General features: G+C 71.3%; 17 protein-coding genes. 9 read left to right on the top strand and 8 right to left on the bottom strand.

The features are described from left to right. Window positions 1-35 precede the first annotated feature (35 nt). On the top strand, window positions 36-644 hold the full coding sequence (locus ABZ027_RS40255) for a TetR/AcrR family transcriptional regulator (protein ID WP_356777519.1): 609 nt from the start codon (window positions 36-38) through the stop codon (window positions 642-644). A gap of 78 nt (window positions 645-722) precedes the next feature. Here the strand turns inward: ABZ027_RS40255 and ABZ027_RS40250 are convergent, their stop codons facing one another. The 3 genes from ABZ027_RS40250 to ABZ027_RS40240 form a co-directional block, all read right to left on the bottom strand. Further along, window positions 723-2822 carry a hypothetical protein gene (locus tag ABZ027_RS40250; RefSeq protein WP_356777517.1) on the bottom strand — a complete coding sequence of 700 codons (2100 nt, stop codon included), beginning with the start codon at window positions 2820-2822 and terminating at the stop codon, window positions 723-725. 144 nt (window positions 2823-2966) lie between these two features. Then, window positions 2967-4082 carry an SGNH/GDSL hydrolase family protein gene (locus ABZ027_RS40245; protein WP_356777515.1) on the bottom strand — a complete coding sequence of 372 codons (1116 nt, stop codon included), beginning with the start codon at window positions 4080-4082 and terminating at the stop codon, window positions 2967-2969. Window positions 4083-4288: 206 nt separating this feature from the next. Continuing rightward, a complete protein-coding gene (locus ABZ027_RS40240) occupies window positions 4289-5380 on the bottom strand; it encodes a M23 family metallopeptidase (RefSeq protein ID WP_356777533.1) in 1092 nt (363 codons plus the stop codon). Between the two features lie 467 nt (window positions 5381-5847). On the opposite strand from ABZ027_RS40240, the gene ABZ027_RS40235 reads away from it, so the two are divergent. Next, window positions 5848-7236, top strand: a complete 1389-nt coding sequence (locus tag ABZ027_RS40235) for a diacylglycerol kinase family protein (RefSeq protein ID WP_356777514.1) — start codon at window positions 5848-5850, stop codon at window positions 7234-7236. Further along, on the top strand, window positions 7229-7804 hold the full coding sequence (locus ABZ027_RS40230) for a phosphatase PAP2 family protein (protein WP_356777513.1): 576 nt from the start codon (window positions 7229-7231) through the stop codon (window positions 7802-7804). Before ABZ027_RS40235 ends, ABZ027_RS40230 begins: the two co-directional genes overlap by 8 nt. 112 nt (window positions 7805-7916) lie before the next feature. On the opposite strand, the gene ABZ027_RS40225 is transcribed toward ABZ027_RS40230, so the two are convergent. The 5 genes from ABZ027_RS40225 to ABZ027_RS40205 all read right to left on the bottom strand — a co-directional run bounded on the left by ABZ027_RS40225 (window position 7917) and on the right by ABZ027_RS40205 (window position 12521). Beyond that, window positions 7917-8642 (bottom strand): FAD binding domain-containing protein, encoded by a 726-nt coding sequence (locus ABZ027_RS40225; RefSeq protein ID WP_356777511.1) that lies wholly within the window; start codon window positions 8640-8642, stop codon window positions 7917-7919. Window positions 8643-8857: 215 nt separating this feature from the next. Continuing rightward, on the bottom strand, window positions 8858-9820 hold the full coding sequence (locus tag ABZ027_RS40220; RefSeq protein WP_356777509.1) for a YihY/virulence factor BrkB family protein: 963 nt from the start codon (window positions 9818-9820) through the stop codon (window positions 8858-8860). A gap of 97 nt (window positions 9821-9917) precedes the next feature. Further along, window positions 9918-11243 carry an alpha/beta fold hydrolase gene (locus tag ABZ027_RS40215; RefSeq protein ID WP_356777507.1) on the bottom strand — a complete coding sequence of 442 codons (1326 nt, stop codon included), beginning with the start codon at window positions 11241-11243 and terminating at the stop codon, window positions 9918-9920. A gap of 228 nt (window positions 11244-11471) precedes the next feature. Beyond that, a complete protein-coding gene (locus ABZ027_RS40210; RefSeq protein WP_356777505.1) occupies window positions 11472-12119 on the bottom strand; it encodes a DUF6629 family protein in 648 nt (215 codons plus the stop codon). Window positions 12120-12383: 264 nt separating this feature from the next. Beyond that, entirely contained in the window at window positions 12384-12521 is a 138-nt protein-coding gene (locus tag ABZ027_RS40205; protein WP_356777535.1) for a hypothetical protein, read from the bottom strand. 246 nt (window positions 12522-12767) lie between these two features. Here ABZ027_RS40205 and ABZ027_RS40200 point away from each other — a divergent pair, with 246 nt between their 5' ends. The 6 genes from ABZ027_RS40200 (at window position 12768) to ABZ027_RS40175 (ending at window position 20959) form a co-directional block, all read left to right on the top strand. Beyond that, window positions 12768-13163 (top strand): hypothetical protein, encoded by a 396-nt coding sequence (locus tag ABZ027_RS40200; protein WP_356777503.1) that lies wholly within the window; start codon window positions 12768-12770, stop codon window positions 13161-13163. A gap of 86 nt (window positions 13164-13249) precedes the next feature. After that, complete coding sequence (locus tag ABZ027_RS40195; RefSeq protein WP_356777501.1) at window positions 13250-13783, top strand: GNAT family N-acetyltransferase; 534 nt, start codon at window positions 13250-13252, stop codon at window positions 13781-13783. A gap of 134 nt (window positions 13784-13917) precedes the next feature. Continuing rightward, window positions 13918-15930 carry an alpha/beta fold hydrolase gene (locus ABZ027_RS40190; protein ID WP_356777499.1) on the top strand — a complete coding sequence of 671 codons (2013 nt, stop codon included), beginning with the start codon at window positions 13918-13920 and terminating at the stop codon, window positions 15928-15930. Window positions 15931-16124: 194 nt separating this feature from the next. After that, entirely contained in the window at window positions 16125-18461 is a 2337-nt protein-coding gene (locus ABZ027_RS40185) for a glycoside hydrolase family 95-like protein (RefSeq protein ID WP_356777497.1), read from the top strand. Between the two features lie 38 nt (window positions 18462-18499). Beyond that, the gene (locus ABZ027_RS40180) at window positions 18500-20401 is read left to right on the top strand and encodes a glycoside hydrolase family 97 catalytic domain-containing protein (protein ID WP_356777495.1); all 1902 of its coding nucleotides are present in this window, start codon (window positions 18500-18502) and stop codon (window positions 20399-20401) included. An 81-nt stretch (window positions 20402-20482) separates the two neighbouring features. Next, window positions 20483-20959 (top strand): carboxymuconolactone decarboxylase family protein, encoded by a 477-nt coding sequence (locus ABZ027_RS40175; protein WP_356777493.1) that lies wholly within the window; start codon window positions 20483-20485, stop codon window positions 20957-20959. Window positions 20960-21150: the final 191 nt, after the last annotated feature.

The following is a 21150-nucleotide window of genomic DNA, read 5'->3' as shown; positions in this document are numbered from 1 at the left end:
CGCCAGGCCGGCACGAGCAGGAGGGGCGGGCGCACATGGCACGGATGCCGTCGGCGGAACGGCGCCGACAGCTGACGGAGGCGGCGATCAGGGCGATGACCCGGGACGGCGTCGCCAGGACGACGACCCGGTCCATCGCCGCCGAGGCGGACGTGTCCCTGAGCGTCTTCCACTACTGCTTCGACTCCAAGCAGGCCCTGATCGAGTCCGTCATCACGACCCTCACGGCCCACTCCGTGACCGTGGTGAAGGAGGCGATACGGCCCAGGGCCACGCTGGAGGAGACCGTCCGGGCCGGGTTCGGGGCGTACTGGGACCACGTCCGCGCCCACCCGGACGAGCACATGCTCACCTACGAACTCACCCAGTACGCCCTGCGCCAACCGGGGTTCGAGCATCTGGCGCGACGCCAGTACGAGCTCTACGGCGACGCGTACGGCGAACTCATCGAGGAACTCGGCCGGCGCATGGACTTCCGACTGAGCGTGCCCGTCTCCGTCCTGGCCCGCTACCTGGCCGCGATGACGGACGGGCTGACCCTCAACTACCTGGTGCTCGGCGACGACATGGCCTGGACCGACATCCTCGCCACGGTCACCGCGCAGATCGCCGGCCTGGTGGACACCGACAGCGCACCGCGGTGACCGGTCGCGCGGGCGCCGCCGACCCAGACCCACCGCCGTAGCGGGGGAGAGGGCCGACGGCGCCCGCGCGACAACCGCTCAGACGTTGCTCAGTGGGGCCGGTCGATCGGACGGACCTGTCAGGTCGACACGCGGAGCCGAGTCGGTCCGCTGCGCCGGGATCACCAGGTCCTGGCCTCCCTCGGTCGCACGCTCGGTCATCTCCGCCTCGGACCGGGCGGCCAGCGCGTTGACGGCGGTGTTGAACCGCTCCATCGAGGTGGGCCGGTCCGGGCCGAGGACGTACTCCTTGAGCGTACGGCGGTGCGCGGCCATCGGATCGTGGCCCCGCTCGCGGACCGAGCGCAGGATCTCCGGCAGCCGGACGCAGTCACGGTCGAGGAGGTAGGCGCCCCCGGCGGTGGTGTAGGCCGCCCGGAACTCCTGATCGGACAGGTCGTTGGCGTTGGTCAGGACGTACGGCTTGAGGCTGGCCACGAAGTCGGCGACCACCGAGGAGACGTCGCTGATCAGGATGTCGGCCTGGTTGAAGCACTCGTACAGGGTCGGCAGCTGGGTGAGGATCACGTTGTGCCGGACCGGACCGCGGGCCTCCCAGTAGATCCGGTGCCACTCGGCGTGCAGTTCGTGCCACTCGGCCGCGCCGTCCTGGCCGGGGACCCGCGCGGCGCGGGTCTGCTCTGCGTAGTCGCCCTGCTGCCGACCGGCCAACTCGTCGAGCCGTGCCCGGATCTCCGACAGCCGCGGCCGGGCCGCGGCGATCGCTTCCTGGGCCTGCGCGGCATCACGCTGCTCGTTGTCGGCGCTCAGCATGGCCCGGATGGCTCGGTCCGCCGCGGTGGCCTCGGGTGAGCGTTTGCCGGTGAGCGGATGCGGTTTGTAGATGACCCGCACGTTCTGCTCGAGGAGCTTCTCGACCAGGGGCACGCCCATCGGGATCAGGGAGGTGTGGCAGTCGTCGTCGCTCCAGCCCTCCCAGGTCGGGGCGTACAGCACCACGGGCAGCGGTCCGGGCGTGTGGTCGGCGTGCAGCCGGATGGGCGCCAGCTGCGGGCGGCCCACCTCGACGATGGCGTCGTCGCTGATGGCGTGCCGCACCCGCTGGTACCGGTCACGGCCGGCCCGGCCGGCCACCCAGATCTCGTCGTACACCTTGCTGACCCGGTTGCTGCTGGCCAGCTTGTCACTGTCACCGTGGCCGATGAAGACGTGCTTGGCCTCGGCGATCCGCAGCATGTGGACGTTCTTGCCCGCGTTGCCGGGGTAGAGCGCGACCCGCACGCCGGACAGGTCCAGCTCCGCGAGGTCGTCCGCCTTGGGCACACACAGCACCGGGAGGGAGGTACGGCTGAGATGACGGAACGAGGCCTGCTCCCGAAGGATGATCACCGGCCGTCGGTCCAGCTTCTCCAGGGTCTCGATCCACATGTTGACCTGGTACATGAAGTCCCGTGACACCGCGGCGAAGCTGAAGTACAGCGCCACCTCGGGCCGGTAGCCGGCCAGTTGCCGGTTGACCTCGCCGATGATGTCGTCGCGCGGCGGCGTCCGGCGGGCCGCACGGAACTGGACCAGCAGGGCCAGCACCGCCGCCACCGGGAGCCCGGCCGTGACCGCGTAGCCGAGGCCCGCCGGGTACCACATTCCGGCTGCCAGCGCGGCGAGCAGAGCCGCGTGCGCCGCCACGTCGAGATGGAGCAGCTTGCGCAGGAAACGCTTGTAGAGGAAGGCGGGCGGGTGCGCCGGGATGCCCGCGGCGCTCATGTCGAGATTCCGCACGGCCACCGGCAGGACCCGCCGCAGGCGGATGCCCCGGTGCAACGCCGTGTAGATCATCACCATCGCGAAGTGGATGGTGAAAGCGGCGAGGCCGGCGGCCAGCACCGCCTCCGGCGCGTCCATCCGCTCGGCCAGGGCGAGCAGCATGACGGTGCGGGCGGCGAACCGCATGGTGCGATTGAACTGCAAGGACGCCAGTCGCCGGACGAAACCCGGGGCCCGGACGTGCAATGCCTCGTCCGCGACGTAGCTCACGGCGGACGCCGCGGCGAAGCCCCACAGGGACGGCATCAGCGCGAACACGGGGAGCAGTGCGAACCCGGCGCCGAAGAGGAACACCAGGAAGAGGTCGGCCTTCCCGCGGACACGCAGGACGGCACACAACCAACGGACGATCACGGACAAGACTTCCCCCCAGGGACTGCGCGGCAGGTGACGCGTTGTTCACCTGTTCGACGGGAGAAGAGCGTGAAAGGTTGTGCACCTGCGCGTCGGAAATAATTCACCTTCACTTCATGGAGTGTTAGGTCCCGATTTGGCCTGCTACCAGCTCAGCGGCAGGGTGGCGAGGTGGTCGTCCAGCAGCCCCGAGATGATCCGGTGGTCGTTGAGGGAGGGGTGCCAGTCGCAGCCCAGGTGGTCCAGGCCGGGATCGTCGTAGTACCAGTGGCTGACCCGGTGGTCGCCGCGCCGGTTGCGCCGCTCGACGATGCGCAGGGTGGCGTCGGTGAACGCGGTGGTGTTCCAGAGGTGGGTGGCGCTGACCACGATGAACGTTTTCGGGCCGTACCGGGCGCGCAGATTGTCGAGGAAACCGTGGTACGCCTTCTCGTAGGCGGTGACCAACTCGTCCTGTGTCGCCCAGCGTTCACCGGGGTTGAGGGGCGTGGAGAAGTCGTTCAGGCCCAGTCCGATCACGACGACCTGTGGCCGCCAGCCGGCCGGTCGGCGCCAGATGTCGCCGTCGACGTTCAGCAGGGCCCGGTCGTAGTAGGTGCGGAAGTCGGCTTCGGGGCTGCTGCCGTTGTAGTTGCGCACCATGCCGCGGCCGGAGAAGGCGTTGATCTGGTAGTCGGCGTCGAGGCCACGGGCGGTGAGGGCGCCGAAGGCGAGGTCGGCGTTGGTGTTCCGGTTGACTCCGCCGTTGCCCGAGCAGTCACGTGTGGTGGAGACGTTGCCGTAGCCGGCGGTGTTGGAGTCGCCGATGAACTCGATCTGTCTGCTCCGGGGCCGGGGCCGGGGCAGAAGGGCGCCTCGGGGAGCGGCGACGAATCCGCCGAACGAGCCCGCGGCCCAGGGGCTTTCGGTGCGCTTCACGAGCCGCACGCGGTGCCCGGTGTCCCGCAGGCCGTCGACCCAGAACGTGGTCCGCCCCGGCATCACCAGCGTCTCGACGGTCGTTCCGTCGATCTGGACGTCGTAGTCGTTGTCCGCGTCGTCGAGGACGACGCCGACGCCGGTACCGTGGAAACGGCCCTCGAAGTAGATGCCGGGCCAGCTGTACCGCACGGACCCCTCGGCGCTCCCGGTGACCCGGCCCGCGGTGTGGAAACGAGCCCGCGTGCCGGATGCCCGCGCGGGGGAGGCGACGCCGGCGACGGCACCCGCGACGGCGGCGGCGACGAACGTCCTTCGGGGTAAGCGACCAGGCGTGTCCATGAGGCCATCCTTCGAGGGTGACGGGACGGTGCGGGCGGTCTTGCCGGGGCGGGGCCGGGGAGGGCGTACGGGCCGCACCGAGAGGTGTGGGAGCGCTCCCAATCCGGCTCCTATCGAAGGTGACCGTCGTGCGCGCCGTCGTCAACCCCTCGCGGTACGCGACTTCCAGCAGCGGGGCTCAACTCCCGTGCCAGTACCGCGTGTTGTCACGCGCCGGGTCCGAGCCACGGCATCGGATCGCTGTATCCCCCGCCGAAGATCACTTCGAAATGCAGGTGGGGGCCGGTGGACAGGCCGGTGGACCCGACGAGTCCGATCGGCGTGCCGGCCTCCACCGTCCGGTCGACCGGGACCTGGAGGGACGACAGGTGACTGTAGGTCGTCTGCAGGGGCTTGCCGCCGACGGTGCCGTGGTCGATCACGACACGGTTGCCGTACGCCTTCGTCATCCCGGCGAACACGACCCGACCCGCCGCGGCGGCGGACACCTGCGCTCCCTGCGGCGCACCGAAGTCGACGCCGGTGTGGAGCTTGGTCACTCCCGTCAGCGGGTGCTCGCGGGAACCGTAGGACGAGGTGACGGTGAGGACGCTCGTCGGCGGGGCGAGGACCGCGCCCGGCGCCCGGTTCGCGGTGTCGTCGGGGTTCTGCTGGTCGAACGCCTCGTAGCGGGGGAGCAGCGCCTTCACCTCGGCGACGTAACCGCGCGACTCGGCCGGCACGCGGCCCGCCCGGGCCACCGTGTCCGTGCCCACGGCGTAGGCGGCCAGCGTGAGGTCCACGAGGTCGCCGCTGACGGTGCCGTCGGTCCTGAGGCCGGTCACTTTCTCGGCCAGCGAGCAGTCCTGCCGGCCGAGCGCCATCATCGCGTCCGCCGGATCCCCGGGCGAGGAGCGGCCGTTGCCGTCGTCGTCCTTGCCCCAGGTGCGCCATCGGGCGTCCGTGAACGCGGCGATCCCCTTCTCGCCCGAAAGGCGTTCGGTGTCGTTGCTCCAGCCGGTGAGCTGCTCGATCTGGGCGGCGAGGACGGCGGGGGTGAGGACCGGGCAGGCGGAGGCGGCCTTGCGCAGCCACGGAAGGTAGGAGGCGTCGACGCGGGTCGTGCCGGCCGGGCCGGAAGCGGGGTTGTGCGGCTGGTCCGGGGAGAAGCCGCCCGTCAGCACCAACCAGCCGGCGATGCCCGCCAGGGTGGCCAGACCCGGCAGAACCACGACGGTGAACACGCCCGGACCGCGCCGACGGGGAGCGGTCGCACCCTGCGGGATCGGCGTCGACGGCGAATCCGGAGGGGTCTCGATGGTCACGGACGGACGGTAGCGCCCCGTCGCCCGGCCCTCACGAGACGCGAAGGCAGAGTGACCTGCCCGAACGGGCAGATCTCGGGTACGCCCGAATGTTTCCCGGGCCCGTGCGCGTCGGACGCCGTCACCCCTGGCGACTGATCAAGGACCGGCGGCGAGGCGCGAAGGGCCCTGTGGGTAGGGCACCCGAGGAGGGAAGGCGTACACAGGGAGTCGACGCGGAAGAAGGGGGCACGTAAGCATCGTGCCGAGGCGGGCCGCGGCCCCGTGAGATCGTGGGCTCGCCGAGTCTGAGGTCGCAGGTCCGTCCGATCCCGTGACACTGGTGCCGCGGATGTCGGGATGCCGGACCGGCGGCCGAAACGACCATGGAGAGAGAGGGGCAGGGAAGGGACCCGAGGCAGATGGGGCGCCGTTGGCTGCGGGCACGCGGACACGGGACCCCGGGGGACCCCCGACGCATCATGAACGCGACCCGAACGAGCAGTGAGCTGGTACAGAGCGCCACCGGTCGGGGGGATGGCCTGTCCGTGCGGACCCTGGCGAGGCTCGCCCTGCTGTGCGTGGCCGGTGCCGTCGCGGCCGTGGTGGTGGGCGCCGGATCCGGCCGGTGGCTGGTCCTGCTGCTGGGGCTCGCCGGTCTCGCCCTGGCCGGTGCGGGTATCTGGTGGGCCCTGGCACACCGGGGGGTGGCCCGCTTGCTGGGCGCCCTGCTGGCGCTGGCCGCGCCCGTGGGCGTCCTGGTGCTCTACGCCGTGTCGGGACTGTGGGTGGTGGCGGTGGCGGCAGTGGCGTCGTGGACGCTGGGGCTGGCCTGCGCCAGGAGCGCGCTGCGCCGCCTGCGCAAGCCGCACGGCATGCACGCCCGTTCGGCCCGGCCGCCCCGCCGACCGGTGCTGATCATGAACCCGCGCTCCGGGGGCGGCAAGGTCGTCGAGCACAACCTGGTGGAGCGGGCGGAGGCGCTGGGTGCCCGGGTGGTGCTGCTCGACCTGGACACCGGTCCCGATCCGGTGGCGGCGGCGCGACAGGCCGTGGCGGAGGGCGCGGACCTGCTCGGCGTGGCGGGCGGCGACGGCACACAGGCCCTGGTGGCAGGGGTGGCCGCCGAGCACCGGCTGCCGTTCGTGGTCGTGGCCGCCGGCACCCGCAACCACTTCGCCATGGATCTCGGCCTGGACCGCGACGACCCGGCAAGCTGCCTGGACGCCCTCTCGGACGGTGTGGAACTCCGCGTCGACCTGGGGGACGTGGACGGACGGCCGTTCGTCAACACGGTCTCGTTCGGGGCGTACGCGGAGATCGTGCAGAGCCCCGACTACCGCGACGCCAAGGCGGCCACCGCGCTCGACCAGTTGCCGGACCTGCTGGTCGGCGACGGCGGAACCGTCCTCGATGTCCGGGCGGACGACGAACGGGTGCACGCCCCCCAGACTCTCCTGGTCAGCAACAACCCCTACGGCAGGGCCGATCCCCTCGGCGGTGGCCGCAGACCCAGACTCGACGCGGGCAGACTCGGGGTGATCGCGATCCGGGTGGAGGGCCCCGCGCAGGCCGCCGAGCTGGCGTTGCGCGGTGAACGGGCCAGCAGCATCACAGCGCTGAAGGCGCGTAGCGTCGTCGTCGCGGCCGACGAGGATCTCATCCCGGTGGCCGTCGACGGCGAGGCCCTGACCCTGCCCCCGCCCGTGGTGTGCACGGTACGCCCCGGCGTCCTGAGGGTGCGGGTGCCCAGACACCGACCGGGTGCCCCGTATGTCGCACCGTCCGTCGACTGGCGGCGTGTCGTCCGTCTCGCCTTCGGTCGGACCCCCCTTTCGTCCCGGAAGAAACAGGAGCAGAGCGATGTTTGACCGCCCCTCGCCGGACCATCGGGCGCAGCGAGGCCTGATGCGTGACCTCGCCGCCCTCGACCAGGCGCTCTACGAGGCTGTCACGGTCACCAGGACACCCGCGCTGGACTCGGCTCTGCGGCGGTTGTCGGCGGCCGCGGACCACTCCAAGATCTCGTTCGTGACCGCCGGACTTCTGGCGCTGTGCCCCGGCCGGCCGCGTCGTGCCGCCGTACTCGGTGTCGCGGCCATCGGTGTCGCCTCCACGACCGCCAACCTGCTCGGGAAGCGTCTGGTCCGGCGGCCGCGTCCCCGCCGCGCCGAGGACTCGCCGTTCCCGGGCAGGCATGTGCCCATGCCGGCGTCCGCGTCCTTTCCGTCCGGCCACACGGCCTCCGCCGTCGCCTTCGCCGCCGCCGTGGGTCCAGCGTTGCCGGTCGCCACGGTCCCGCTCGGCCTGCTGGCCTGCGCGGTGGGCTACTCGCGGATCCACACCGGAGTGCACTACCCGGGCGATGTCGTCGCCGGCGCGGTCCTGGGGACCGGCGCGGCGGCCGCGGTCCTCGCCGCCGCCCACTGGGAGAGCTGAGCGGGGCCTCCTTCGTCATGTCGAAGGTGACCCCCGCGTTCGTCGAGCATCGAGTCGGGCGCGTCCGGCCGCGAGGGGCGTTCGCCGCCCGCCAGGCGAGCCGGCCGCGCCTTCAGTGACCGGCGGGGGCGGCCAGCAACTCGGTGACGTGGTGGCGGACCTCGGCCCAGCCGGCGGCGTGGAGGGTGCCGACGGTGGTGCCCTGGAGGCCGTTCAGAATCTGCTCGGTGTCGGTGCCGGCGTCGTACCCGATGCTGTCGCTGAGGACCTCGTAACCGTCGCGGACGGCGACCCGAAGGAGGTGTCGTCCGCCGTCCGCGTGCACGGCGGCGGCGACTATCAGAGGGGGCGGCCCACCGGCCTCGCCGCTCAGTTTGCGGTACCCGCTGACGATCGGCTCGCGCCAGCGAAGACCGAGCAGGAGGTGACGCTTGGCCAGAACCTCGGCGAGGTCGGTCTCGTGGACCCGGTCCGCGTCCAGAACGACGGCACGGGCGTTCAGCACGAGAGCCGCGGGCAGCAGACAACGCAGGGTGCTGCCGACGAGGTTGCCGCCGACCGTGGCCGTACGGCGCACGGCTCCGGTGCCCACGGTCGCGGCGGCCCGACGCAGTACCTCGGGCACGCGGTCGTCGATCTCGCGCAACACCACGGCCGCGCCCAGCGCCTCGCGCTCGATCACGTTGGCCTCGGGCAGTCGGCGCAGAGACATGGCCTGGTCGGGGAACCCGTCCTGTTGCCAGCCGGCCCATACGAGCGTCGCACCACCGATCGGCACTGCCCCTTCGGTCAGGCACTCCTGTGCTTCGGACACGGACACCGGCAGACGCAACAACACGGGAACCGACCAGCCCTTCCGGCGAGTTGGTGGCGCAAGGGGTGACACCTCAGCCACACGATCACTGACATGGCGCATTCTTTCCCCAGGGGAGGGGGCGCGTGCAGGGCTCATCACGCCACGGGCCCGCGCGCCCCTCGCGCGGGGGTCGTGGCGCGGGCAGGGGGCGGCCGCCGAAGTCCCCCGGGGTCCTCGCAGAGGATGCTCTTCGTGGATCAGGCGCCGGGTCCGGGGTCCGGCCGCACGGCTGACGCGATACCGGCGCGGGCCGCTTCGAGTTGGGCGGCGAACGCGATGCCCAGGAAGAGCGCGACGGCGGTGAGGTTGGCCCACAGCAGCAGGGCGACGAAGGCGGTGAGCGGTCCGTACAGGGATCCGAAGGCGCCGCTCTCCTCGACGTACAGCGCGAGCAGCCAGGTGGCCGACACCCACAGCAGGAGATGGACGGCGGAACCGAACGCCAGCCAGGTGTAGCCCGGTTGGACCCGCCGGGGCGACCAGCGGAAGATCACGGCGGAGGCTACCCAGGCCAGCGCGAGCCCGACCGGAATGTCGAGCACGCCCCACCACTGCGGCCCGTCCGCCCATCCGGCCGAGCGGGCCACCGCGTCCCCGACGGCCGCCCCGGCGACGAGGGCGACGAACCCCAGCACCATCGGCAGGCCCGCTGTGACCGCGAGCACCAACGCGCGCGCGTACTTGCGAGGGAAGGGACGGTCACGCTCGATGCCGTAGATGCGGTTGGCGCCACGCTCGATCTGCCCCATGGCCGAGGCGAGGTTCAGCAGCGCGAACGCCAGCCCGAGCCACAGGGCGAGCGTGCTCCAGACGTCGCCGTGGGCACTGCGCCGGGTCCCGTCGAAGGCGTCCTCGACGACATCGGCGCTGGCACCCGGCACGATCCGGCCGAGGGTGAGCTCGATGATCCGGCCCACCCCCTCCGTGTGCACCGACGTGGCCAGTCCGACCAGCGCCACGGTGAACGGCACCAGTCCGAGCACCACTTGGAAGGCGAGGGCACGTGCGTTGGTGAAGCCGTCCGAGTAACGGAACCGTGCGAAGGAGTCGGTGAGCAGCCGCCATCCCCCGTAATGCCGCAGGGCGGTGAACGCCTCGTCGCCGGAGAGTTCCTCTCCGATCATGTCCCGGGTCTGTGGGACGTGGACGCTGGTTCCCATGCGCGGACGCTCCTCGTCGTACGGCGGTTCCCCTCTCCGGTTGCCCCGAGAACCGTCACGCCCGACCTCGCCCCGCGGCTCGGTTGTGAGCGGCTCCTCAGCGCTGGGCGGGCAGGCCGGAGCAGGTGGACGTGGCGGGCTTGCCGTTGAGGCGGTCGGTGAGCCAGGAGATGGCTTCGCCCTGGTCGGTGAGCAGGGGCGCGAAGTGGTTGATCAGCGCGTTGCCCACGTCGGGCAGGGCAACGTACTTGTAGGTCACGTCGGCGCCCTCGCGGCACCAGTCGACGGCCAGTTGACGGGCCTGCGCGTGCGGCACGAGGTTGTCGCTGGTGCCGGTCGCCACACGGACCGGGCCGGTCGGCTTGACCGTGCCGAGGCGCTGTTCGGCGAGGAACGCGCGCAGGGCGGGTTCCTCCGCGATGATGTCGCTGATCGGCCGGCCGTCGGTGGTCCAGGCCGTGCTGCGGGCGGAGTTGTAGGCGAACAGTGCGTCCCCGACGCACATGGTCGACAGGTCGGTGAGCGCCGCCTTGCCCGTCGCGTTGAGGTGGGCGTCGGCGATCGGCCGCAGGGCGGGGTCGGACTGCACGAAACCGTTGACCGACCAGCCCAGTGCCCCGGCGAGGTCGCTCCCGTCGATGGCCTTGGTGACCTCGGCCAGATCGGCGGGCGGGGCACCGGAGTAGGTGCCGGCGAGAGTGACGTCGGGAGCGTAGGAGGCCTGCAGCTCGGCGGCCGCGGCGGTCGCGCCGCCGCCCTGGCTGTAGCCGAACAGCGCCACGCGGGAGCCGGCGGTGACCGACGTCCCGGGCAGGGACCGGGCCGCGCGGACGGCGTCCAGGACGGCGTGCGCCTCGTCGACGCGGTTGACGTAGGTGTGCAGACGGTCGGTGGCACCGAGGCCGGCGTAGTCGGTGACCACGACGGCGATCCCCTTGGCGAGCAGCCGGTAGACGGCCAGGGTTTCGTAGCCGACGGAAACCGTCTGCCCGTTGAACCGGAGGGGATGTTCGAGGCCGAGAGAGGCGGCGCACTGGTCGCCCTGTCCCATGGTGCCGGGTGCGACGGCCACCAGCGGCCGTGCCCCCTTGCCCTTCCAGGCGGCCGTCGGCTCGATGTACGCCCCGGTGACCGCCACGGGCTGGCCGCCTGAGTCCGTGGACTTGTACATCAGACGGGTGGCCGTGCCCGGCAGTGGTCCGTCGATGCCGGGCAGGCTCAGCGCCAAGGGGAGAGGCTCGCTGCGGACCAGGGCACCGTCGGCCACGGGCAGCGTGGCGGGCGGATTGTAGAACGTGGGGATGGTGACTCCGCGTGAGATCACGGCGTCGGTGTCCGTTGTCGCGGCGGCCGGGACGGCTGTGGCGCCGAGGCAGGCGGCAGCGGTCACGGCTGCGGCCACGATGCGTGCGGGTGCGGGCATGGCGGACCTCCGGGTGTGGGGGGAGGCCGAGCTTTCGGGTGCGGCTCGGGTGGGGCTGACTGTCCGGTGGGGCGGATACGGCGGCGCGGGCAGCCGGTCGTCCGACCGACGCTTCCCGTACCGCTCTTAGACGAACTGTCAGGACCGTAGCCGCGATCGTGTTACCCGCGGTAGCACCCAGAAGGTTACGGTTCAGTAATATGGCGTGCGGGAACCGGTGCCCCGATCTCAGTACCGGGCCGCCGGACCACCTGCCGCCTGCACGGACACCGGCCGTGTGCCGACCCAGCGGAACAGCATCACGGAGCACACGGCGGCGAGCGCGCACCAGGTGGAGACGAACTCCAACCGCCACAGAACCCAGCAGCCCAGTGCGCCGACGGCGACCAGGATCCCCAGCACCAGCAGCCGCCGGTCACCGGACAGCAGCAACGAGCCCACGGTGGCCAGGAGATAGCCCGCGATGAGCACAGGCGTGAACGGAAGGTCGAACATGTAGCCGACCGTGTGACCGCGGATCTCGGCCTTCGCCGGCCCGGTGGCGAGACCGTACGCCAGCATCGCCGCCGTCACCGCTCCGACGACGAGCAGCGCGCACACCCGGCGTCGAGCGTGCGGCGGGCAGGCGCACAGCACGCCGGCCGGCACCCACACCGTCAGCAGGGGCAGCGCGATGACGGCCCACGCGGTGGTGGCGGGTCCGCTGCCGCCCCCCGAGTCCCAGACGACCGCCTCGACGAGCTGGTGGGCTCCGAGCAGCAACGGCAGTGCGGCGAGCGGCAGCTCCCGACCGCTGCGCACCCGAGCCACACACGCCACCCCCACGCCCGCGACAGCGGTGCCCGCCACGAGGTCGGCCGTCGCACTCCAGCACATCACGCCACCATGGGAATCGTCGTCGGATGTATCCGCTGTATCGGCTGTGTCCGCCTGTTCACCGCGGACCAAGCTACGTCCGACCGCCCCGACGGTCGGGGTGACACGGCGGCCTCGTCACCGGGGACGGAGGTGACCCTCGCGCGAAAGCCGTCCGGGACGCAGGCGAGCGGCCCGGCCGCGTGTGTGGGCCGGACCGCCCGGTCGTCGCGTGGATTGCGGATTGCGGATTGCGGATTGCGGATGGCGGACGGGCGGACCCTGTCAGCGTCGGCCGCGGAGCTTGCCCAGCAGGCGCTGGGCCTGGGCCCGCCGTCGGGGGTCGGCCGCGGCCCGCCGCGCCTGCTCGACCGTGCGCCGCCCCTGAGGGCTCTGCGCGTACCGCTTGATTCGTTCCAGCATGCCTGGCATGTGGCTCCTTCCCTCCGGCGCCGACGGCGCGTGCTTGTGCCTCAACTCGCTTACCCCCTGCGGAACTACTCACCCCGTTCACCCGTCTTCAGTCCCGAGATCGACTTGGCGTCAGCACCCGCGAGGCGGTCACGTCGCCGCGTTGTCAGTGGGGTGCTGAACAATGCCGAGAAAGCGAGATCAAGATCGTCTGCACTGGGTAGCCGGTCTTGAGTCCCCGCAGGAAGGCCACCGCAGATGCAGTCCACGCCGCAACCCGCGCAGCGCCCCGTGTCCGTCCTCACCTCGGGCCGGTCCCGCACACCGGTCCGCTCCACCGGTGGTGACGTTCTGCGGGTCATCTCCGACCCCTGTACCCCTGTCTTTCTCACCGTGCACGCGGACGGGCGGCGCAGATACAGCTACTGGCAGCCGTTCGACCCGGACACCGGGCGGGGCAGCTGTTACGCCGCGCTGCCCACCGACGAATGCGACGCGCTGCACTCCACGGGAAGGATCATCTTCGGCGAGGCCGTCGTCGATCCGACCAGGACCACTCACCGGGTCCGGCCGGCGCGTACTCCGGCCGCGCCCACGCGCGCGGCGGCGGTCCTGCCCGCACGCACGGTGCGGGACCGGGTTCGCGCCGCGTGACGCGCCGGTCGTGGGTGAGCTGAGGCGGTCCGCGCGGCCGAGGGGCGATTACCGGTGCGGCCGTCTTCTTCGGCAGGATGGGCGCCATGATCGAGATCCGCACTCCCCGCCTGCTCCTCCGTCGCTGGCGTGACGACGACCTCGCCCCCATGGCGGAGATCAACGGCGACCCGCGGGTGATGCGCTGGGTCGACGACGGCTCGGTACGCGACCTGGAGCAGACGGCGGAGGCGATCGAGCGGTGGGAGGAGGAATGGGACGAGGAGGGCTTCGGACTGTTCGCCGTCGAGCTGCTCGCCTCCGGTGAACTGGCCGGTTTCACCGGTCTGTCGGTGCCCGACGTCCTGCCGGAGCCCTCGGCCGACGCGGCGATCAGCTGGCGGCTCGGCTCGCCGTTCTGGGGACAGGGATACGGGTCCGAAGCGGCCCACGCCACGCTGGAGTTCGCCCTCCAGGACCGTGGTCTCGGCCGGGTCATCAGCATCAGCCGGGTGGGTGACGAGGCCTCCGAGAAGGTCATCCGCAAGCTCGGCATGGTGCCGGAGCGTGAGGCCGCCCATCCGGTGTACGGCGTTCCGCTGCGTGTTCACGTCATCGATCTCTCGGAGTTCGATGCCTGAACCGACGGGTTCCGGTCGGTGACCGACGCTGCCTGAGCGCAAGTCCCCCGGGGTTGGAGGACCCGTCGGGGCGTTGACCGACCGAGTTCGCGGGGCCCTGTCGTGAATCGGGTGGAGCGGGCAGGATGATCGCCATGCCCCATCCCCCGGGGGATACCCCCGTTTTCCATGAGCTGTTCGCCGCACACCCCCGCCTCACCGACCTGGCCCTGGCGCCCGACGGACGTCGCTTGATCGTCTCCGTTCAGAGGAGTGACGACCAGGGGACCGGATACGTCTCCACCCTGTGGGACGTGGACCCGGCCGGCGGACGAGAACCCCGCCTCGTGACCGGGGCCGACGAGAATGTGTTCGCGCCCGCCTTCGCCGCCGACGGCACGCTGCTGTTCCTGTCCGCCCTGAAGAAAGCCGACTCCGCCGGCAGCGACAGTGACCCTCAGGGCGTGGCGCTGTGGACGCTGCCCGAGCGCGGTGAGGCCGAGCGGATCGCCCACCACCCCGGAGGCATATCCGCCTTCACCGTCGCCGGGGGCACCGACACGGTCGCCTACACCGCGGGTCTGCTGCCCGGCGCCACGGACGCCGAGACACACGCCGGGCTCCGCCGAGAGCGCCGAACCGCCGGGGTGAACGCCGTCCTGTACGGGGCGAGCGCGACCCGCGCCGGGGACACCGCGCTCGGCCCGGACGAGCCGCACACCTTCGTCCTGCGCTCCGACCACGCCCCGGTCGACGCCGGCAGCCAGGGCCTCGAGGGCGGCGGGGACGCGGCACTCTCGCCGGACGGATCGCTGGTCGCCTACACGCGGGCCGAGGCCGGCCGTGCCGCGGACACGAACGTCGTGGTCGTCGCCGACGCCACGACCGGCGCCGAGCGCCACACTCTCTCGCGTCCCGGCCACCAGTACTACCGTCTCGCGTTCAGCGCCGACGGCGGGACACTGGTCTGCCAGCGGCAGCGGGAGGAGACCTACGACACCGAATGGCGGGTCACCCTCGTCGCCTTCGACCTGGCCTCCGGTGAAGAGACCGATCTGCTGCCGGAGTTCGACAACTGGCCGTGGCCGGGACGCGCGGTCCTCTCGCCGCGTCCCGGGGACGGCACGCTGTGGTTCACCGGCGACGAGCGGGGCCACTGCCCGGTCTTCCGCCGAGACGCGGACGGCGCGGTCACCCGCCTGACAGCGTCCGGCGCGTATTCCTCGCTGTGCGTGACCCCCGACGGGGCTGCCCTCTACGCACTGCGCGGCACGATCGACAGCCCGCCCCGGGTGGTCCGGCTGGACGCCACCGGGGCCGACCAACTACCCACCTTCCTCGACGCCCCCGGGGCCCTCGGACCGCTCCCCGGCACCCTGACCGAGGTGCACACCGACGCCGACGACGGTTTCCCGCTGCGGGCCTGGCTCACGCTGCCCGAGGGTGCCTCGGCCCAGCGCCCGGCCCCGCTGATCGTCGTCCCGCACGGCGGGCCGCAGGGGTCCTGGAACAACTGGAGCTGGCTGTGGAACCCTTGGCCGTTCGCCGCCCGCGGCTACGCGGTGCTGCTGCCGGACCCGGCGCTGTCCACAGGCTACGGGCAGCGCATGCAGGAGCGCGGCCGCGGCCAGTACGGCGGGCAGCCCTACCGTGACCTCATCACCCTGACCGACGCGGCGCTGGCCCGCGACGACCTCGACCCGACCCGCACCGGCCTGGCCGGCCGGTCCTACGGCGGCTACCTGGCCAACCGGGCGGCGACCCGCACCGACCGTTTCAAGGCGATCGTCTCGCACGCCGGTCCGTGGAACCTGGAGGCGCTGCTGAACGACACGGACCTGCACGCCTACTTCCTGAAGATCTTCGGCGACCCGAGGACACGACGCGAACGGTACGAGGCCGACTCGCCGCACCTCGACGCGGCGAAGATGACCACGCCGATGCTGATCGTGCAGGGCGGCAAGGACTACCGGGTCCCGGTGAGCCAGGCACAGGGGCTCCACAACGACCTGCGGCGGTACGGCGTTCCGGTCCGTTACCTGTACTTCCCGGACGAGAGCCACGGCATCGGCGTACCGAACCACATCCGCGTCCTGTACGAGACGGTACTGAACTTCCTCGACCACCACGTCCTGGACCAGGAATGGAAACGACCCGCGCTGCTCTGACCAGAAAGGTCGGATGGGTCAAGAGCTCGCGCTGTCTGACGGACCTACGGGCGAAGCGTCAATCGTTTTCTAATTGCCCAAACTGATGGCCTGATACCGCACTGGTCCTAGTCATTGACAGGTACATAAAGCGGTGTCTAGGTTCGCCGATACACCCGATGTATCGAGGATCCGTCAGGTCTTGGAGGACGATGATGACCTCACCGCAGGGAAATCCCTCGCCGGTGGCCCGCAGAGTGTTACTCGGTACCGCGCTGAGCGGTGCGGCAGTGGCGGCACTGCCCGCAACGGCACACGCCGAACAGTCGGTGCGGGCGGCGGGGACAGAGGGCGTCACGCCGACGGCCCAGAGCGCCAGACGCCCCTGGAAACTGCGCGACACCATGACCACCGACGCCGCCTGGGAGAAGTTCCTGCGCGGCCAGGACCTGCGGTGGAGCAGGCTGCCCACCCTCTGGCACGAGGGCCCGTTCCTCGGTGACGGGCTGCTCGGCAGCATGGTCTACCAGGAGCCCGGCGCCAACCAGATCCGCTTCACCGTCCAGCACGGCCGCGTCCAGGACCACCGGCCCGAGTTCGGCAGCGGCTGGGGCACCTGCCGGCTGCCGGTCGGACACCTCACGCTCGAACCGGTCGGCACCATCACCGCCGTCGACTGGCGGCTGAGCCTGTGGAACGCCGAGCTCACTGGCACCGTCACCACCACCGCCGGCAAACTCACCCTCTCCGCCCTCATCCACGACGAGGTCCTTGCCACCCGGGTGACGGCCACCGGCGGCGAGAAGGTCACCTGGACCTTCCACCCCGAGGAAGCGGTCAGCCCCCGCCGCATCAGCGAGGCCCCGCCCGCCAACTACACCGCCAACCCGCCCTGGACCACCCGGACCGCCGCCGACGGCACCAAGCAGGTGCTCCAGCCCCTCACCAGTGGCGGCCAGACGGCCACCTCGTACCGGCGCTCCGGCGGCGAGCTCCTGCTCAGCGTCGGACACAGCTTCCCCTCCGACACCGCCGCGGAGGCCGACTCGCTGCGCAACCTCCGGCGCGCGACGTCGTACAGCGCCCTCAGGCGACGCCACACCAGCTGGTGGCACGCGTTCTACCAAAAGAGCTTCGTCTCGTTCCCCGACCAGCGGCTGCAGAGCTTCCACTGGATCCAGCTCTACAAGGTCGCCTCCGCCAGCCGCGCGGGCGGCCCCGTCATGGCCACCTGCGGACCGTGGCTGGAGCCCACCCCGTGGCCCGCCGTCTGGTGGAACCTCAACGTCCAGCTGGAGTACTGGCTCATCCACGGCTTCAACCACCTGGAACTCGACTCGCTCGCCACCACGCTGCGCCAGAACCAGGAACAGCTGATCGCCAACGTCCCCGCCGCCTACCGGTCGGACAGCTCCGGCGTCGGCCGCAGCTCCGACATGTTCGCCAACCGCGGTGTCGGCCGGCCCGGCACCGGAGCCGAGACCGGCGACCTCACCTGGGCCCTGCACAACGTGTGGCTCTCCTACCGGCACTCCATGGACACGGCGCTGCTGCGCGACACGGTCTACCCGGTGCTGCGCCGGGCGATCAACTACTACCTGCACTTCCTCACCGCGGGCAGCGACGGCAAGCTCCACCTGCCCAGCACGCTCTCGCCCGAGTACCCCGTCGTGCCGCCGCAGGACACCAACTACGACCTGTCCCTCATCCGCTGGGGCTGTCAGACGCTCCTCGAGTCCGCCGAACTGCTCGGTGTCGACGACGAGTTGAAGCCGCGCTGGCAGGAGGTGCTGGCCAAACTCACGCCCTACCCGGTCGACGACAACGGCTTCATGATCGGCGCCGACACCCCGTACGCGCAGTCCCACCGGCACTACTCGCACCTGCTGATGGTGTACCCGCTGTACCTCGTCAACTGGGACCAGCCCGAGAGCCGCGACCTGATCGCGAAGTCACTCGTCCACTGGCACGCGCTGCCCGGCGCCCACCGGGGTTACAGCTACACCGGGGCCGCCTCGATGTACGCGATGACCGGCGACGGCGACACCGCCATCACGTACCTGCGGAAGTTCTTCGACCCGACCACCCGCTATCCCTGCCGCGCCAACACGCACTACACCGAGGCCGGTCCGGTCATCGAGACGCCGCTGTCCGCTTCGCAGTCCCTGCACGACATGTTCTGCCAGAGCTGGGGCGGCGTGATCCGCGTCTTCCCGGCCGTCCCGTCCGCCTGGGCAGACGTCACCCTGCACGACTTCCGTACCCAGGGCGCCTTCCTGGTCAGCGCCGTCCGCAAGAAGGGCACGACCCGGTTCATCCGGATCAGGAGCCTGGCGGGCGAACCGCTCAAACTCCGGCACGGACTCAGCGGCCGGCTCACCGTACTCCTCGACGACGGCAGCCCGGCCCGCACCCACGACCTGGGTGACGGCGTCATCTCCATCGACCTGCCCAAGGGCCGCGAGGTACTGATCCACTCCGGCTCCCGCCCCGACCTCGACATCGCGCCGGTCGCCATCAGCGAACCGGGCGCCGCCTGGGGACTGCCGTAACCACCACCCACCCCGGATCCACAACAGGGAAGATTCTCATGGCTGTTCCGATCAGAACCGCGGTCGCCACGCTCTGCGCCGGCCTGGTGGCCACCCTCCTCACCACCGTGCCGGCGCGGGCCGAGCAGGACCTGGGCTCCGGCGACCACGTCTGGGCCGTCTCGGCATCGCCGCACGCACCACGAGCGCGGATATCCCTGGACGACACCACCGGCACGCTCAGCCTCGCGGTGTCCCGCGACGGCCGTACGGTCATCGAACCGTCGCCCGTCGGCATCGTCACCGAACAGGCCGACCTCTCCCAGGACTTGCGCTTCCTGCGCCGCAAGGACCGACTGGTCGACGAGCGCTACCGGGCGAAGTCCGGCAAACGGCTGGAGCGCCGGGTCCGCATGAACGAGACCCGGCTGTCGTTCGCCACCGCCGCCGGCGCCCGGCTCGACCTCGTCGTCCGCGCCTCCGCCGACGGCGTCGCCTACCGGTACGTCCTGCCCGCCGGACACGGCGACGTGCTCGGCGAGACCTCCGCCTTCAACCTGCCGTCGGACGCGGGCGCCTGGCTCAGCACCTACCGGGTCGACAACGAAGGGCAGTTCGCCCAGTACACCGCGGCGACCGCGCCCACCAACGCCTACTCCCCGCAAGCGCTCTTCTCCACCCCCGGCGGCTACACCCTGCTCGCCGAGTCGGACCTCACCGGCAGCTACTCGGGGGCCCGGCTCGCCCACACCCAGGGCAGCGGCACCTACCGCGTCCAGCTCGCCGACGAACGGGTCAGCGCCGATGGCCCCCTCGCCACCTCGTGGCGGGCCATGGTGACCGGCGACCTCGCCACCGTCACCCGCTCCACCTTCACCGACGACCTCGCCCCCGCCTCCAAGGTCGCCAACTCCTCCTGGGTCCGGCCCGGCACCGTGCTGTGGACCTGGCTCGCCGGCGGCAAGGAAGCCGGGCAGAGCCTGGCCGCGCAGAAGGCCTACGTCGACTACGCCGCCGAACGCGACTGGCCCTACGAGGCCGTCGATTCGGGCTGGTACTTCAAGAAGGACGAGTGGGACGTCACCGACCCCGACTGGCAGACCAACAGCTGGATGCCGGAACTGGTCAAGTACGCGCGCGCCAAGGGCGTCGGGATCATCGTCTGGATCCATCAGCGCGACCTCGACACACCCGAGGAACGCGCCCAGTGGCTGCCCACGTTGGAGCGGTGGGGCGTCAAGGGCGTCAAGATCGACTTCATGAACTCCGAGGCGCAGTCCATGCTCAAGTGGTACGACGCCATCCTCCCGGAGACCGCCGCCCACCACCTCATGATCGACTTCCACGGTTCCACCATCCCCAAGGGCATCCAGCGCACCTGGCCGCACGTGATGACCCTGGAGGGCGTCGGCGGTGAGGAGAAGCGGACGAACACCGCCGCCCACCTCACCACCCTGCCGTTCACCCGCAACGTCATCGGCTCCATGGACTTCACCCCGGGCGCCTTCCAGCGCGTCGGCCTGCGTCCCAACTCCGACGCGGCCGAGGTGGGGCTGACGGTCGCCTACGAGTCGGGGCTGCAGATGTTCGCGGGCACCCCCCAGTCGTACGACGACCGGCCGCTCGCCCGGGCCTACTTCGATCAGGTTCCCGCCGCCTGGGACGACACCCGGCTGCTCGCCGGGCTTCCCGGCCAGGAGGCCGTCCTCGCCCGCCGCAGTGGCGACCGCTGGTTCCTGGGCGGGGTGTACGCCGGCGCCGCCCGCACGGCCACGGTGCCGCTGTCCGTCGGCTCCGGACGGTGGCTGGTCGAGACGATCCGGGACGGCGCCGACGGGCTGGTCCAGGACCGGCGGGTGGTGCGCGGCGGCGACACGCTCAGCGTCGACGTCGTCGCCAACGGAGGCTTCGCCGGGATCGCCTGTCCGTGGCGTCCGGGCGTAACCACCTGCTACCGCTGAGGAATTCGGCTTTCCATGTCACAACTCGTCGCGCCGTTCCGTCATAGAGGTGTATCCGCCCACAACGGCAAGGAGTGCACCATGGAAGCCCGACTGAACCTCTTCGGCAGTCCGTTCGCAGCCAAGTTCCTCAAGCACGTGACCGCGGCGGGCAGGCTGATCGCCACGGAGTCGACGCTGCCTCCCGCGACCCGGGAACTGGTGTTGCTCCGGGCCAGTCAGATCAACGGCTGCGGCTTCTGCACCGACATGCACACCAAGGACGCCCTGCACGCCGGGGAGACCACGGTGCGGCTCAACCTGGTCGCGGCCTGGCGGGAGGCCACGGTCTTCACCGACGCCGAGCGCGCCGCCCTGGAACTGACGGAACAGGGCACGCGCATCGCCGACGCGGCCGGAGGGGTCCCGGACGAGGTCTGGGCGAACGCCGCCAAGCACTACGACGAGGAGCAGCTCGTCGCTCTGGTGTCGCTCATCTCGATCATCAACTCCTTCAACCGCCTGAACGTCATGGTCCAGCAGCCGGCCGGCGACTACCAGCCCGGCCAGTTCGGATAACCCCGGCTGACGACGACCAGCACGGCCGCCGCCGGTGGCACCCGCCGCCGGCCGCCCCGCTGCCCGCCAAGGCGTTGACGCTGATGCGGCTGTCGCCGGGGGCGCCCGGGGACCAGTATGCCGCCGGGTTCCCGCCCCGGTGGCCTGGTTCCGGACCACGCATCCGCAGGAGGCGACGCTGGGTGTGCTCC

The organism is Streptomyces sp. NPDC006332 (assembly GCF_040612855.1).
Classification (GTDB): Bacteria; Actinomycetota; Actinomycetes; order Streptomycetales; family Streptomycetaceae; genus Streptomyces.
This window is presented reverse-complemented; position numbering and strand designations above follow the sequence as displayed.

Coding starts and splice junctions, on each gene's coding strand:
- ABZ027_RS40255 (WP_356777519.1), top strand. CDS start 36: ATGGCACGGATGCCGTCGGCGGAACGGCGCCGACAGCTGACGGAGGCG.
- ABZ027_RS40245 (WP_356777515.1), bottom strand. CDS start 4,082: ATGGACACGCCTGGTCGCTTACCCCGAAGGACGTTCGTCGCCGCCGCC.
- ABZ027_RS40235 (WP_356777514.1), top strand. CDS start 5,848: ATGAACGCGACCCGAACGAGCAGTGAGCTGGTACAGAGCGCCACCGGT.
- ABZ027_RS40230 (WP_356777513.1), top strand. CDS start 7,229: ATGTTTGACCGCCCCTCGCCGGACCATCGGGCGCAGCGAGGCCTGATG.
- ABZ027_RS40220 (WP_356777509.1), bottom strand. CDS start 9,820: ATGGGAACCAGCGTCCACGTCCCACAGACCCGGGACATGATCGGAGAG.
- ABZ027_RS40215 (WP_356777507.1), bottom strand. CDS start 11,243: ATGCCCGCACCCGCACGCATCGTGGCCGCAGCCGTGACCGCTGCCGCC.
- ABZ027_RS40210 (WP_356777505.1), bottom strand. CDS start 12,119: ATGTGCTGGAGTGCGACGGCCGACCTCGTGGCGGGCACCGCTGTCGCG.
- ABZ027_RS40205 (WP_356777535.1), bottom strand. CDS start 12,521: ATGCTGGAACGAATCAAGCGGTACGCGCAGAGCCCTCAGGGGCGGCGC.
- ABZ027_RS40200 (WP_356777503.1), top strand. CDS start 12,768: ATGCAGTCCACGCCGCAACCCGCGCAGCGCCCCGTGTCCGTCCTCACC.
- ABZ027_RS40195 (WP_356777501.1), top strand. CDS start 13,250: ATGATCGAGATCCGCACTCCCCGCCTGCTCCTCCGTCGCTGGCGTGAC.
- ABZ027_RS40190 (WP_356777499.1), top strand. CDS start 13,918: ATGCCCCATCCCCCGGGGGATACCCCCGTTTTCCATGAGCTGTTCGCC.
- ABZ027_RS40185 (WP_356777497.1), top strand. CDS start 16,125: ATGACCTCACCGCAGGGAAATCCCTCGCCGGTGGCCCGCAGAGTGTTA.
- ABZ027_RS40180 (WP_356777495.1), top strand. CDS start 18,500: ATGGCTGTTCCGATCAGAACCGCGGTCGCCACGCTCTGCGCCGGCCTG.
- ABZ027_RS40175 (WP_356777493.1), top strand. CDS start 20,483: ATGGAAGCCCGACTGAACCTCTTCGGCAGTCCGTTCGCAGCCAAGTTC.